This is a genomic window from Corynebacterium sp. DNF00584 (assembly GCF_001552965.1).
In the GTDB taxonomy this organism is placed as follows: Bacteria; Actinomycetota; Actinomycetes; order Mycobacteriales; family Mycobacteriaceae; genus Corynebacterium; species Corynebacterium phoceense.
Map to the genome: position 1 here is coordinate 109,656 of NZ_KQ959764.1, position 13,205 is coordinate 122,860.

General features: G+C 64.4%; 15 protein-coding genes. 4 read left to right on the forward strand and 11 right to left on the reverse strand.

Features of this window, described 5'->3' with window-relative positions; genetic code table 11:
- Nucleotides 1-70: 70 nt before the first annotated feature.
- On the reverse strand, nt 71-1,918 hold the full coding sequence (gene lepA / locus HMPREF0307_RS09865; protein ID WP_066492466.1) for a translation elongation factor 4: 1,848 nt from the start codon (nt 1,916-1,918) through the stop codon (nt 71-73).
- Nucleotides 1,919-1,936: 18 nt separating this feature from the next.
- On the opposite strand from lepA, the gene HMPREF0307_RS09870 reads away from it, so the two are divergent.
- From HMPREF0307_RS09870 to HMPREF0307_RS09885, 4 genes are all read left to right on the forward strand, one after another.
- Nucleotides 1,937-2,464, forward strand: a complete 528-nt coding sequence (locus tag HMPREF0307_RS09870; protein ID WP_066492468.1) for a type II toxin-antitoxin system PemK/MazF family toxin — start codon at nt 1,937-1,939, stop codon at nt 2,462-2,464.
- Between the two features lie 168 nt (nt 2,465-2,632).
- The gene (rpsT, locus tag HMPREF0307_RS09875; RefSeq protein WP_066492470.1) at nt 2,633-2,896 is read left to right on the forward strand and encodes a 30S ribosomal protein S20; all 264 of its coding nucleotides are present in this window, start codon (nt 2,633-2,635) and stop codon (nt 2,894-2,896) included.
- Between the two features lie 80 nt (nt 2,897-2,976).
- Complete coding sequence (locus tag HMPREF0307_RS09880; RefSeq protein ID WP_066492472.1) at nt 2,977-3,798, forward strand: DNA adenine methylase; 822 nt, start codon at nt 2,977-2,979, stop codon at nt 3,796-3,798.
- 59 nt (nt 3,799-3,857) lie between these two features.
- Nucleotides 3,858-5,492 carry an alpha-keto acid decarboxylase family protein gene (locus HMPREF0307_RS09885; RefSeq protein ID WP_066492475.1) on the forward strand — a complete coding sequence of 545 codons (1,635 nt, stop codon included), beginning with the start codon at nt 3,858-3,860 and terminating at the stop codon, nt 5,490-5,492.
- On the opposite strand, the gene HMPREF0307_RS09890 is transcribed toward HMPREF0307_RS09885, so the two are convergent.
- From HMPREF0307_RS09890 to HMPREF0307_RS09935, 10 genes are all read right to left on the reverse strand, one after another.
- Nucleotides 5,493-6,137, reverse strand: coding sequence for a LysE family translocator (locus HMPREF0307_RS09890; protein ID WP_066492478.1), 645 nt, complete (start codon nt 6,135-6,137; stop codon nt 5,493-5,495). It abuts the gene before it with no gap.
- Nucleotides 6,134-6,466, reverse strand: a complete 333-nt coding sequence (locus HMPREF0307_RS09895) for an ankyrin repeat domain-containing protein (RefSeq protein ID WP_066492529.1) — start codon at nt 6,464-6,466, stop codon at nt 6,134-6,136. Before HMPREF0307_RS09895 ends, HMPREF0307_RS09890 begins: the two co-directional genes overlap by 4 nt.
- A 65-nt stretch (nt 6,467-6,531) precedes the next feature.
- The gene (gene holA / locus HMPREF0307_RS09900) at nt 6,532-7,470 is read right to left on the reverse strand and encodes a DNA polymerase III subunit delta (RefSeq protein WP_066492480.1); all 939 of its coding nucleotides are present in this window, start codon (nt 7,468-7,470) and stop codon (nt 6,532-6,534) included.
- Between the two features lies 1 nt (nt 7,471).
- Entirely contained in the window at nt 7,472-8,848 is a 1,377-nt protein-coding gene (locus HMPREF0307_RS09905; RefSeq protein WP_066492483.1) for a ComEC/Rec2 family competence protein, read from the reverse strand.
- Nucleotides 8,845-9,471: a ComEA family DNA-binding protein gene (locus HMPREF0307_RS09910; RefSeq protein ID WP_066492487.1), complete on the reverse strand. Its 627-nt coding sequence runs from the start codon at nt 9,469-9,471 to the stop codon at nt 8,845-8,847. The genes HMPREF0307_RS09905 and HMPREF0307_RS09910 overlap by 4 nt, the downstream gene beginning before the upstream one ends.
- 15 nt (nt 9,472-9,486) lie before the next feature.
- Nucleotides 9,487-10,350 carry a DegV family protein gene (locus HMPREF0307_RS09915; RefSeq protein ID WP_066492489.1) on the reverse strand — a complete coding sequence of 288 codons (864 nt, stop codon included), beginning with the start codon at nt 10,348-10,350 and terminating at the stop codon, nt 9,487-9,489.
- Nucleotides 10,350-11,048 carry a histidine phosphatase family protein gene (locus tag HMPREF0307_RS09920; RefSeq protein ID WP_066492490.1) on the reverse strand — a complete coding sequence of 233 codons (699 nt, stop codon included), beginning with the start codon at nt 11,046-11,048 and terminating at the stop codon, nt 10,350-10,352. The genes HMPREF0307_RS09915 and HMPREF0307_RS09920 overlap by 1 nt, the downstream gene beginning before the upstream one ends.
- Before the next feature lie 6 nt (nt 11,049-11,054).
- On the reverse strand, nt 11,055-11,525 hold the full coding sequence (gene rsfS / locus HMPREF0307_RS09925; protein WP_066492492.1) for a ribosome silencing factor: 471 nt from the start codon (nt 11,523-11,525) through the stop codon (nt 11,055-11,057).
- A 73-nt stretch (nt 11,526-11,598) separates the two neighbouring features.
- On the reverse strand, nt 11,599-12,210 hold the full coding sequence (gene nadD / locus HMPREF0307_RS09930; RefSeq protein WP_066492495.1) for a nicotinate-nucleotide adenylyltransferase: 612 nt from the start codon (nt 12,208-12,210) through the stop codon (nt 11,599-11,601).
- Nucleotides 12,211-12,241: 31 nt separating this feature from the next.
- Nucleotides 12,242-13,162: a cutinase family protein gene (locus HMPREF0307_RS09935; protein WP_066492499.1), complete on the reverse strand. Its 921-nt coding sequence runs from the start codon at nt 13,160-13,162 to the stop codon at nt 12,242-12,244.
- Between the last annotated feature and the right edge of the window lie 43 nt (nt 13,163-13,205).

The following is a 13,205-nucleotide window of genomic DNA, read 5'->3' on the forward strand; positions in this document are numbered from 1 at the left end:
TCAAGGCGCCATAAACCCAAAGCTGGACAGAAAAAGCCCGCCACGAGGGCGGGCTTGGAGGTGACACGGTTTAGTCGTCGTCGGTGGACAGCGCTGCGACGAAGGCTTCCTGCGGAACGGAGACCGAACCGAGGGACTTCATGCGCTTCTTACCGGCCTTCTGCTTCTCGAGCAGCTTGCGCTTACGCGAGATATCGCCGCCGTAGCACTTGGCCAGAACATCCTTGCGCATCGCGCGGATATTCTCGCGCGCGATGACCTTGGAGCCGATGGAGGCCTGGACCGGCACCTCGAACTGCTGGCGTGGGATGAGCTCCTTGAGCTTCTTCGTCATCTTGTTGCCGTACCACTGCGCAGAGTCGCGGTGGACGATGGCGGAGAAGGCGTCGACAGGGTCGCCGTTGAGGAGGATATCGACCTTGACGAGGTCCGCGAGCTGCTCGCCAGCGTCCTCGTAGTTGAGGGAGGCGTAGCCCTTGGTACGGGACTTGAGCTGGTCGAAGAAGTCGAAGATGATTTCACCCAGCGGCATGGTGTAGCGCAGCTCGACGCGGTCCTCAGACAGGTAGTCCATGCCGCCCATCTGGCCGCGCTTGGACTGGCACAGCTCCATGGTCGGGCCCACGAAGTCCGCTGGCACGATGATGGTGGTCTTCACTACCGGCTCGTAGACCTCGCGGAGCTTACCTTCCGGCCAGTCTGACGGGTTGTGGATGATCTGCTCGGCGCCATCCTCGCCAACCACGCGGTAGGTCACTGACGGCGCGGTGGAGATGAGGTCCAGGTCGAACTCGCGCTCCAGGCGGTCACGGGTGATTTCCATGTGAAGCAGACCCAGGAAGCCGCAACGGAAACCAAAGCCAAGGGCGACGGAGGTTTCGGGCTCATAGGTCAAGGAGGCATCGTTAAGCTGCAGCTTCTCCAGCGCGTCGCGCAGGTCCGGGAAATCGGCCTGGGAGATGGGGAACAAGCCGGAGTAGACCATCGGCTTAGGATCGGCGTAGCCCTCGAGAGGTTCCTCGGCGCCGCCGGAGGCCCAGGTGACGGTATCGCCGACCTTGGTCTCGCGGACGTCCTTTACGCCGGTGATGAGGTAGCCAACCTCGCCGGGGCCGAGGCCCTCGCACTTTTGCATGGTCGGCGAGACGATGCCCACCTCGAGCAGCTCGTGGTTGGCGCCCGTGGACATCATGGTGACCTTCTGGCGCGGCTTGAGCGTGCCGTCGACCATACGGATGTAGGTGACGACGCCGCGGTAGGTGTCGTAGATGGAGTCGAAGATCATGGCGCGCGCGGGGGCGTCCGGACCGAAATCGGAGGTCGGAGCGGGAACGAGCTCGGCGACCTTGTCAAGCAATGCGTCAACACCCTCGCCCGTCTTGCCCGAGACGCGCAGAACATCCTCTGGCTCGCAGCCAATGATGTTGGCGATCTCCAGGGAGTACTTCTCGGGGTCAGCCGCAGGGAGGTCAATCTTGTTGAGGACCGGGATGATTTCCAGGTCGTTTTCCATCGCCAGGTAGAGGTTCGCGAGGGTTTGAGCCTCGATGCCTTGGGCGGCATCGACAAGCAAAATGGCGCCCTCACACGCCTCGAGGGCGCGGGAGACCTCGTAGGTAAAGTCCACGTGGCCGGGGGTATCGATCATTTGCATGACGATCTCTTGCCCCTCGAAGGGACCCGAACGGGGGATCCAGGGAAGGCGCACGTTCTGCGCCTTGATGGTGATGCCGCGCTCGCGCTCAATATCCATGTTGTCCAGGTACTGGTCGCGCATGTCGCGCTCCTCTACGACCTGGGACAGCTGCAGGATGCGGTCAGCCAGCGTCGACTTGCCGTGGTCGATGTGGGCGATAATGCAGAAGTTTCGGATTCGGGCTGGATCCGTAAACGTAGTGGCCGCAAAGTTTTTAGACATGGGTTTAGAATAGTCGACATGACGAGCGCGAACCCAACCGGATGGACGCGAATTAAAAGGGCATTGTCCATTCGCGAGGCCCACCCCTTGGACACCGGTCTGCGCCGCATTAATGACCGCATTGGCCTGCACGGACGCCGCGCGACCATCCGCAAGGCCGCGAAGATTCGGATTGAGAAGACCGAATCCCGCGCGCGTTCCATCTTCTTTGCCCCCGATATGGACGGCCAGGCTGACTCCGGTGAGGTCGTGTGGGTGTGGACGCCGACGACTCCCCCGCAAGAACGCGCGGTCCTCGTCGTAGGCAGGACGCGCGCAACCATTCTGGGGCTTCTCATCTCCCCCAACCCGGACCACTCCACGGACGACTGTTGGCTGCCCATCGGCTCGGGCGAGTGGGACGAGCAAGGCCGTCAATGCTGGATTCGCCTCGACCGGGTCCTGGAGATCGCGGAGGAGCAAGTCCGCCGCCAAGGCACGCTCTTCCCGGAGCGCCGCTTCGAGCGGATTGCCAACCGGCTCAGGTCCCGTTACCACTGGGGATAGGTTCTCTGCTAAGCTACTCAGGTTGCTTCCACGCACCGTGGCGCGCGAGTCGGGACGAGCAGGACCTTGGGTTCGCCCTTCGAACACTCGCGCCGAGAGAAATCGGGACATGTCCGTGCGGGGTAAGTCGCTAACAGTAATCATTTCGATTCCCAAGAGGTAATTTCAATGGCAAACATCAAGTCCAAGAAGAAGCGCATCATCACCAACGAGAAGGCTCGCCAGCGCAACAAGGCAGTCCGCTCCGCCGTCCGCACCGAGATCCGCAAGTTCCGCACTCTCGTCGAGGCTGGCGACAAGGCTGGTGCCGAGAAGCAGCTCCGCGTTGCTTCCCGCGCTCTGGACAAGTCCGTCTCCAAGGGCGTGTTCCACCGCAACAACGCCGCGAACAAGAAGTCGGGTATGGCCAACGCCTTCAACAAGATGGCGTAACTAAAAAGTAAAGGCGGCTCAGGCCGCCTTTCTTTTTGCCTATAGAGTCGAACATACATTCGTCCAGTATATTTTTCTCCATGACGTCCTCCCTCAAGCCGCTCCTCAAGTGGGTCGGCGGCAAGCGCCAGTTGCTGCCCGCCATCCGCGCGGTCGTGCCGGAGTTTGAGCGCTACCGCGAGCCCTTCCTCGGCGGCGGCGCCGTGCTCTTTAGCCTCGCGCCACAGCAGGCCATCGCGGGGGATCTCAACAGCGAGCTCATCACCGTCTACACGGTCGTGCGCGACCACGTCGACGAGCTCATTGCGCTGTTGAAGACCTACCCCAACAACGAGGACTACTTCTACGAGCTGCGCGGCCTCGACCGCTCCTCAAGCTTTGCCGAGCTTTCGAGTGTCTCCCGCGCCGCCCGCACCATCTACCTCAACAAGACGTGCTACAACGGGCTCTATCGCGTCAACAACGCCGGGCAGTTCAACGCGCCGTTCGGTCGCTATAAGAACCCGGCCATCTGCGACGATAAGACCCTGCAGGCGGTCTCGCGCTACCTCCGCGGCAATGACGTGACGCTCCTCCACGGCGACTACCACGCAGTTTTGAAGGGCGCAGGCGAGGGCGACTTCGTCTATCTCGATCCGCCCTACGATCCGGTCACCCCCACGAGCAATTTCACGGGGTACCAGTCGGGCGGGTTTAGCCACGCGGACCAAATCGCGCTGAAGCTCGCGTGCGACGAACTCGACTACAACGGCGCAAAGTTCCTGCTCTCTAACTCGGCTACGCCCTTTATTGCGGAGCTCTACGCTGACTACACGGTGGAGACCGTCGGCGCGAACCGCGCCATCAATTCCGTCGCCTCGAAACGCGGCAAGGTCGACGAGGTCCTCGTACGTAACTTTTGAACCACTTTTCTTCTACAGTGTGAGGTACCGCACTCACCTGACACGAAGGAGAAAGACCCATGTACACCATCGGGGATTATCTGCTTGACCGTCTGTCCAGCGTCGGAGTAACCGAGCTCTTTGGCGTCCCAGGCGATTTCAACCTCAAGTTTTTGGATCACGTCGTCGATCACGCCACGGTCCGCTGGGTTGGCAATTCTAACGAACTCAATGCCGGCTACGCGGCAGACGGCTACGCCCGTCTCCGTGGGATCGGCGCGTTCCTCACCACGTTTGGCGTGGGCGAGCTCTCCGCCACGAATGCGCTCGCCGGTTCCTTCGCCGAGCACGTGCCCGTCATCCACATCGTCGGTGCCCCGCGCAAGGAGCTCCAGGCCTCCCGCGCCAAGATCCATCACACGCTGGGCGACGGGGACATCGGCAAGTTCTACCGCATCGACCGCGAGATTTCCTGCATCGCGGAGGACCTCAACGCCATAACTGCCCGTGCGCAGATCGATAACCTCATCGTCCAAGTCCTCTTCCAGCGCAAGCCCGGCGTCATTCACCTCGCCGCAGACGTCGCGGAGACTCCCACCGAGCCGCCCACCGGTCCCCTGCCCCTTATCGAACAGCACGACTCAGAGGCCGCCGCCCGCGACTTCGAGCGCGACCTGCGCGCCTTCCTGCCCGGCCGCACGCTTGCCGTGCTTGCCGATGTCCTCGTGCACCGCTTCGGCGCTCAAGACCGGCTCGCAGATTTCCTCGAGAAGACCAAAGTCCCCGTCGCCACGCTGAGCTGGGGCAAGACCGTCGTCAACGAGGAGGAGACCAACTTCGCAGGCATCTACGCCGGCGCGGCTTCCTATGAGTCTTGCCGCCACACCATCGAAGATGCCACCGCGCTCGTGACCCTTGGCGTGGACTTCACCGACAACATCACGGCGGGCTTCACCACCAAGATCGAGCAGTCCCACCAGATCGACGTCCGCCGCGACACGGCGTTCATCGGCAAGAATGCCTACACCCCGCTGAGCATGCACCGCGCCATCGATATCCTCGAGAAAGTCATCACGGACCTGAAACCCGAGTACATGCCCACCGGCGCGCCCGAGGCCGAGGCCGTCGCAGACTCTGCACAACTTACCCAGTCCCAGCTCTGGTGCGCACTGTCCGAGGCGCTCACCCCTGGCAACCTCGTCCTCGCCGAGCAGGGCACCTCCTTCTTCGGACTGGCCGCCCACCACTTCCCCAGCGACACGGTCTTTATCGGCCAGCCCATGTGGGGTTCCATCGGCTACACGCTGCCCGCCACCCTGGGGGCCGCACTCGCCGAGCCGCGCCGGCGGCCCGTCTTGCTCATCGGCGACGGCTCCGCGCAGCTCACCATCCAGGAAATCGGCCAGCTCATCCGCGAGCGCATCCCCGCCGTCATCCTGCTCGTCAATAACGATGGCTACTCCGTTGAGCGCGCCATCCATGGCGAGGACCAGTACTACAACGACATCCCCGCGTGGAATTGGTCGAAGGCCCTCGATTTCTTCGGCGCAGGCGACTTCGGCCTCACACTCAAGGCGGAAACGCTCGACGAGCTGGGTGCCGCCTTCGAGAAGACGAAGGCCCACCCCGGCCTCGTCTTCCTCGAGGTGCGCACGGGCAAGAAGGACTATCCCAAGCAGCTCGTGCGCGTCGCGGAGGCACTGGCCGCGAAATAGCTAAACCAGTGCAGTCACTCCACGCACGACCAGCACCGCGCCGGCCGCGAGGAAGAAGAGACCGGCGCCCAAGTCGATAAAGGGTGTTGCCACGAGCATCTTGCGGCGCACCGCCCGCGTGGACACCACGAAGCTCAGCACCAAGAAGAGTGCGAGCGAGCTCCACGCCAGCCCCAGGATCAGGGCGACGGATGTGCCCACGCTCGGATGCGCCGGCAACAGCGGTGCAACCAGCGCGGCGAGGAACAACACGATCTTCGGATTCGACAGATTCGTGGTGAGCCCCTGCACGAACGTGTGGCGCACCGTGCCCAGCGCGGCGGCGGCCTCCGCCAGACCCACTGGCGGCGAGGTGCGGTTCTCCCAGCCCGAGCGGACCAAACCCTGGCCCATCCAGAGGAGCCAGCCGCCGCCCACGATCTGCACGGCGTCGAGAATCTCCGGGAACGCCGTGAGCAGCGCCGCCGCACCCAGCACCGTGAGCGAGACCCACATGAGTACGCCCACTTGGATGCCGAAGGCCGCGGCCACCGCATGGCGACGCGAGCGCGTCGCCGTGCGCAGAATGAGGATGATGTCCGGGCCCGGCGACAGCGCGCCGAGCAGGTTGGCGACGATAACGGTGAGGTACGCGCTCAGGCTCACTGGGCGAAACGCTCCACGAGGTCGTCTCGACCGAACATGCGCGCCGTATCCACTGCCGTGGGCTGGCCCGCCAACGGGTCCGCGCCGTGCTCAACGAGCAGGTCAATAATCGCTTCTTCCTTCTTAAAGATGACGCCCGCCAGCGGCGACTGCCCGCGATCGTTCAGCAGATTCGGGTTCGCACCCGCCTCGAGCAGCGCGCGGGTGAGCTCCAGCTGTCCGTTGTAGGACGCGAGCATGAGGAAGGACTGGCCGTCCTGATTGACCAAGTCGACGTTGACGCCCTGCTTCACGTACTCGATAAGCGTAGGGTCGCCGTGGCGCGCCATATCAAAAAGCTTGGAGGCGAATTCTTCCACTGATTCTTCTGTGTTGTTTTCCACGGAGAATCAGTCTAGCCCGCCAGCTCCGCAATCCTGCGGACGGCCGCCTCCACCTCGTAGGCGGGATCGCCGCCCTGGCCCACTGTCGTCGCGGCGAGTTCTTCCACGATGATGACGGCCTTTGAGATGTTATCCCCGCTCCAGCCGCGCGCGACACGCATGCTGTTCTTCACCACGAAGGGATTGAGCCCCGTCTGCTTCGCCAACGTGAACTGGTCGCCGCGCTGGTCATAGAGCCGCGCAAGCGCCGTCACTTTGGAAGACAGCGCAAATGCAATGAGAATCGGCTCCGCGCCCAGCTGCAGCGCGCGGCGGCACGTCGCCACCGCCGTGCCCACCTGGCCGGCGACCGCCGCGTCCGCAATGTCCCAGTTCGCGACCTCCGCGATGCCCGAATAGTAATCGCGCACCGCCTCCAGCGTCACGTTGCCGTCCGTATCCGCGACGAGCTGCGAAGCCGCCGAAGCCAGCTTGCGCAAGTCCGAGCCCACGCCGTCGAGCACCGCTTTGATGACGTCCGGGGTAGGACGCACACCCAGCGACTGGAATTCCCGCGTGAGCCACGGCGCCAGGTCGCTCGTGTAAAGCTCATAGGCCTCGTGGACCTCCGCGATCTTGGCGAGCTTCTTCGCGAACTCCGGGATCTTCTTCTTCGCCGACTTCTTGGCGAGGTGGTACATGACGATGATGGTCATGCCGGGCGCGAGCTGCGTGCATTCGTTGAGAATGATCTTCTGCAGCTCCGCGCCGATCTTCTCCACGTCCGTGATGATGATGGTCCGCTCGTCCGCGAACAGCGAGGGGCTCGTAGCCTCGAGCAATTCGCTCACGGTAATCTCGCTCGCCTTGAAGGTCTTCTTTTCTCCATGCTGGATGGACAGGCGGGCGCGCTCGGCAAGGAATTCATCGTCGCCGATGACGAGGTGAACGGGAGATGGCATACCGGCCATTCTAGCGGCGGTGAGGGTACTCGACGGGAATCCCGTCCTTCGTCACGGACGGATAGTCGTGCGCCGGCCCCTTCTCGAGCACGACGATCTTCTCCGCCGCAGGGTGCGCGGGGATATCTTCGTCCGTCGGCACCGTGAGCACGGTGCGCGAATCTACCGATGCCGCCACCAACACCACCGCGACAATCCCCACCGTCGCACGGGGCCTCCAGGCAAGCCCGGCCACGATCCAGCCATAGACGAGCACTACGGTCGCTGGCGCCGCGGCGACGGTGGTCAGCGGCAGCCCATCAAGGGTGACGGCCACCGTATGAATCCACCACGCGAACGGCTCCACCAGGTTGAGAACAGGCCCCGGCAGCGCGACGCTCGCTAGTCCCAGGACCGTAAGCGGCGGCGCCGCCGGCGCGACGAGCACGTTGGCCAGCACCGAGACGAGCGAGACGCGCCCCGTCATCGCCGCAACCAACGGCAGCGTCGCGATATCCGCCGCCATCGCGACGGCCAGCGCCCGCGTCACGACGTCCGGCAGCCGCAGTGGGGCGAGCATTCGGTAGAGCGCCGGGAACAGCGCGATGAGCCCAGCAGTCGCGGCCATGGACAGTGCGAATCCAAAGTTCGTCGCGAGGTCTGGCCGGTAGAGCAACAAGAAGATCCCGCCTAAACACAGCGCGTGCGCTGGCTGCATGCGCGCCGAGTTCGCCACGGCGGCCAAGCCGACGAGACCGGTCACACTCGCGCGAAGCACGGACGGCTCCGGGCCCACCAACCCTACGAAGAACGCCATCGCCGAAAGCGCGAGCCCCACCTGCAACTTAGGACCGGCGCCGAGCAGCCGCGCCGCGACAAAGACCGTCGTCGTCACAATCGAGATATTGGACCCGCTCACCGCACTCAGATGTGACAACCCGGTGTCCGCATAGAGCTCGCTGTGCGACTGCAGCTCGGTGTCCCCCAGGACCATCGCCGGAATGAGATTCTGCCCCGCCGCCCCCGTATGTGCCGCGACCTTCGCGCGGAAATGTTCTTTCACCGCCCCCGCGAACGCCCACCAGCCCTCGGGCGGCGCATGCGCCGTGATGACGCCGTGCTCAACGACGACGCGCGTGCCATCCGGAAATCGCTCGTCGGTAAAGAGGGCGTCCACCGCGCCGGGCCGTGCGACCTCGAGGACTTTCCCGGAGGAGACGACCGTGCCCACATACGACTCGGGTGCGGGCACGTCGCGCAGCACCGCCGCGAGGCCAGCCGTCGCCATGAGGACGACCTGGCCGCGGCTCCAGCGCCACGCAAGCGGCGCCGCGAGCAGAACCCACGGGCCCCAGAGGAGGACTGCCCACACCATCGCGAAGGCGGGGAGCAGCCGCAGCTCCCTCACAGCGACACCTGCTTCGAGATTTGCGCGAACTTCGCGGGGCCGATGCCGCTGACCTCTTCAAGCTGCGCAATATCGCTAAATCCCCCAATGGACTCCCGATAATCCACGATGGCCTGCGCCGTCACCTCGCCGACGCCTTGCAGCGTCATGAGCTGCTCCACCGTCGCGGAATTCACATGAATGGTGCCGTCATCTGACTGCGCGACCGGCTCGCCCGCCGGTCGCACGTGGATCTGCTGGCCGTCCTCGAGGCGCTGCGCGTGATTCAAATCCGTGAGGTTCGCGCCCTCCCGCGGCCGCGCATGCTCCAGCGCATCGGCCACGCGCGCGCCGGGCGTGAGCGTCACCAGCCCTGGATTGTCGACCTCGCCGACCACAGAGACCACGAAATCCCCCGCCGTTTCAGACGGATGCGGCGCCACGAGTGGTACCGGCTGGGGCTCCCGCTGGTTCCACAGCAGGACCCCCGCGATGAGCACGAGGCCCGCCACGACGGCGGGGATGAGAGGCACGCGAAGGCGCGGGCGCGGATACTCGACGTTGAGCAGCTCTTCTTCCCCCGTCGGCGCCAGCAAGTCAGCCAGCCTCCCCGCGCCCGAACGCTGCGACGCATTCTGGCCCATGCGGCCCAGAATAAACTACTTCTGCGGAGGCTTCCACCCGAACGTCGTCTTATGCGCAGGCTTCGGGTCCGGCCCCTGCTCACAGCTAAAGACCACGGACACGCCCAGCGCGCCGGGGCCCGTGTGGACCGCCATGACGTCGCCTAGCGGCATGACCATAAACGTCGAGTCCGCTGGCAGCATCTGCTCAAGCAGCCCGCGCAGCGTCTCCGCCGCGGCCTCCGCCTCGTTGTGCTGGATGGCCACGAAGCACGGCTCACCCTGCGCGCGTTCCTGGATGAGCTCCGTGAGCTTGGTAAAGGCCTTGGTCTGCGTGCGCGTCTTGCCCACGAGCTCCAGCTTGCCGTTCTGGATCGCGAGAATGGGCTTCGTGGCCAGCAGCGCCGTGGACAGCACCATCGTGGCCGTGGAGATGCGCCCAGACTTGCGCAGCTCCTCCGTGGAGTGGACGTAGACCCACGTGCGCCCGCGGTCGAGCGTGTTCTGGGCCGCGTCGTAGCAGTCGTCGAGGCTCGCGCCGTCTTGCGCTAGGCGCGCCGCGGCCATCGCCGCAGCTCCCAGCACCATGCCTGCGGTCCCCGAGTCGATGACGCGCACGGTATCTGGGAAGACGCCCGAAGCCGTCACGGCCGCGGACCACGTGGAGGACAGCTCGCGCGACAGGTGCAAAGCCACTACCCCATCGTCGTGGGCGCGCTCCATCTGGCGGCCAAACGCCGCGGCGAGCTCCAACGCCGAGAGCCCCGAGGTCGAGGTCTCCGTTTGTCCGTCCTTGGCTTCGGACTCCATGACGTGGAGGTCGAGCACCGTGATATCGAGTTCCTCGCAGATGTCTGCCGGCAGACCCGCGGAGGAGTCAGTGACTACGCGTACGGCCACTAGATATCCGCCCCGCCGTCGCCGGATACGCGCGCGCCCATGTTCCAGCCGTCGAAGTACCACGTCGCCTCAGCGACGTTGGTCTCCGTAAAGCAGGCTGGTGCCAGCGGCGTCTCCGGATTAAACCGCGGCCGCGCGGTGAGCTGCGACCAGTGCGTATTCTTCAGGCCTGAGAGCATGCCAAACTGCGCGACCTCAAGCCCCAGCAACTGGCAGGTGAGCGCCGAGATCGCGCCGCCGTGCGCCACGATGAGCACGGCATGGTCGTTCCACTCGGGGTAGGACTCCATGAGCTCGTCGATGACGGGACGTGCACGGCGCGCGACGTCGACACGGGACTCGCCGCCAGGCGGTGCCCACGTGGGATCGTGGCGCCATATGGCGCGCGCACCGGGAAACTCCTCATCGATGTCTACAGAACGCCGGCCTTGCCAGTCGCCTAAGTTGGTCTCGCGCAAGCGGGCATCGGAAAGCACCGGCACGCCCAAGGCCTCGCCGATGACGCGCGCGGTCTCTGCGGCCCGGCGCAAGTCCGAAGCCAGGATGCGGGTGATGCCTTTGTCTGCGAGCAGACGTGCCGCCGCCTCGGCCTGCGTGTAGCCCAGCTCGGACAGTTCGGTGTCCAAGTGGCCTTGCATGCGCCCAGTGGCGTTATAGGTGGTCTGACCGTGGCGGATCAGAATGAGGCGGCGGGACATGATGGCTTAGTACTCTTCCTCGTCTTCCGGCGCGGGGCCGGCAAGCGGGATGTCCTCGATATCGGAGACTTCGCGGGTGTTAACCTCGTTGCTCCACTCGCCGGGACGCTCGGGCGTTTCAATGCCCTCGATGTCGATGAGCGGGCAGTCGTGGTAGAGACGGTCCAAGCCATAGTAGTCGCGCTCGCCCTCGCGCTGGACGTGGACCACGATGTGGCCGTAGTCGAGCAGCACCCAGCGGTTTTCGCGGTTACCCTCGCGGCGCTTGGGCTCAAAGCCTGCGGCGGTGAGTTCGTCTTCAACTTCCTCGACGATGGCGGCGACCTGGCGCTCCGTCTCCGCAGACGCGATGACAAAGACCTCGGTGATGGCAAGAACGTCAGAGACGTCAATGGCGGCGATGTTCTCGCCAAGCTTTTCATCCGCGGCCTTCGCAGCGATCTCCGCCATGCGGCGGGCGGTGTCCGTAATAGACAATTGTGTTCCTCTAATGGTCGTGAATTGGTTATTTCTAGTTTCCCACGGCCTGGCCATTTTTCCTAGTTCAGCACTAGTTAAGGCCCAGCACGCGGTTCTGGTTGGGAAGGTAGAGATGGTTCTTGGCCATATACTGCACGACCCCGTCCGGCACGAGGTACCACACCGGCTGGCCGGCCTTCGCGCGCGTGCGGCAATCCGTGGAGGAAATCGCCATGGCGGGGATATCAATGAGCGTAATTGTGGCGTCCGCCGGCAGCATGTCTTTCGTGAGCTCATAGCCCGGACGGGTCACGCCCACGAAGTGCGCGAGCTCAAGCATGAGCTCCCAGTCATGCCACGAGGTAATGGAGGCCAAGGCGTCCGCGCCCGTGATGAAGTAGAGCTCGGCACCCGGGAAGAGCTTGCCGATGTCCCGAAGCGTATCGAGCGTGTAGGTCTCGCCCTCCCTATCGATGTCCACGCGGGAGACGCGGAAGCGCGGGTTGGACGCCGTCGCAATGGTCGTCATGATGTAGCGGTGCTCCGCGTCCGTGACGCCGGTCTTTTGCCACGGCTGGCCGGTGGGCACGAAGATGACCTGCTCGAGATCGAAACGGTGAGCGACCTCGCTGGCCGCGACGAGGTGGCCATTGTGGATGGGATCAAAAGTGCCACCCATGATGCCAATGCGCTGTGCAGTCATGGATGGCATTGTAACCGCTGGGGGTAGCCGCCTAACGCGCCTGGTCGATCCAACGGCCGACGGCGTCTGCCACCTGGTTATCCCACTGGGACCACCACTGGAAGTAGCGGCCGTGGTTGCCGCCGTTGCCGCGCGAGGCCATGAGCGTGCCCACGGAGGTATCACACACGCCGTCCTGCGGCAGGCAGTAGTTGATGCGGTTCGGCGTGCCGGCCGCGGTCACCGTGTTGAGCGGGGTCCAACCCAGCGGGCCGCCCTCAGTGGCGGTGTTGCCCACCGTGGTGGGGTCGCCCTTGCGCGTCATGGGGTTGCCCATGTAGACCGCGCCGGCGAGCTGACCGCGAGCGGCGAGCTCCTTCTCGTGCTCGGCGAGGACCATCGCGCCCTGGGAGAAGCCCGTGAGGATGTACTTCGGGCGGCAGCCGGAGGCGCGCTCGTAGCCGTTGATGGCGTTCATAACACCCTTGCGGCCAGTCTGCACGGAGTAGTTGAACTGGTTGGCCGCGGAAATCGCTGTGTTCAACACCGGGGAGGCGTACTGCGCAAGGATGGCGATGACGTCTCCAATGCCCTGCGGCAGTCCCACATCCGGCACCGTGTAGGCCGGGTACGTCGCCGGGTAGTCCTGCGGCGTAAGCCCCAGGACGTAGACCGAATTCATGACAGACGCGCCGCCGTGCGTGGCCTGGTAGCGCGACTCCACCGTGCGCAACATGGCGCGGATGGTCTCGCCCTCCCAGCCGTTGGAAGCGTACGGCGCGCCAGCAGAGTACCACGTGGGGTAAATCTGGCTGTTTTGTCCGGAGCCGCGGGCCGCAACCACAACGACGGCCGGGCATACGTCTGCCTTCGCTTCCGGTACGTTGAGGGTCGCCGGAGCGGCAATGAGGGCGAGAGCAGCGGCTGCCGATGCCGCCAGAGAGCCAAACTTGGCTGAAATGTGTTTAAACACGGCGTGAAAACCTTCCCAGTATTTTCTTATTCGCTAGGACACC

What these genes read in the sequence shown, in the direction of transcription:
- rpsT (WP_066492470.1), top strand. Translation starts at nt 2,633, where the DNA reads ATGGCAAACATCAAGTCCAAGAAGAAGCGCATCATCACCAACGAGAAG.
- holA (WP_066492480.1), bottom strand. Translation starts at nt 7,470, where the DNA reads ATGGCCGGTATGCCATCTCCCGTTCACCTCGTCATCGGCGACGATGAA.
- HMPREF0307_RS09870 (WP_066492468.1), top strand. Translation starts at nt 1,937, where the DNA reads ATGACGAGCGCGAACCCAACCGGATGGACGCGAATTAAAAGGGCATTG.
- nadD (WP_066492495.1), bottom strand. Translation starts at nt 12,210, where the DNA reads ATGACTGCACAGCGCATTGGCATCATGGGTGGCACTTTTGATCCCATC.
- HMPREF0307_RS09885 (WP_066492475.1), top strand. Translation starts at nt 3,858, where the DNA reads ATGTACACCATCGGGGATTATCTGCTTGACCGTCTGTCCAGCGTCGGA.
- HMPREF0307_RS09920 (WP_066492490.1), bottom strand. Translation starts at nt 11,048, where the DNA reads ATGTCCCGCCGCCTCATTCTGATCCGCCACGGTCAGACCACCTATAAC.
- lepA (WP_066492466.1), bottom strand. Translation starts at nt 1,918, where the DNA reads ATGTCTAAAAACTTTGCGGCCACTACGTTTACGGATCCAGCCCGAATC.
- HMPREF0307_RS09880 (WP_066492472.1), top strand. Translation starts at nt 2,977, where the DNA reads ATGACGTCCTCCCTCAAGCCGCTCCTCAAGTGGGTCGGCGGCAAGCGC.
- HMPREF0307_RS09910 (WP_066492487.1), bottom strand. Translation starts at nt 9,471, where the DNA reads ATGGGCCAGAATGCGTCGCAGCGTTCGGGCGCGGGGAGGCTGGCTGAC.
- HMPREF0307_RS09895 (WP_066492529.1), bottom strand. Translation starts at nt 6,466, where the DNA reads ATGGCGCGCCACGGCGACCCTACGCTTATCGAGTACGTGAAGCAGGGC.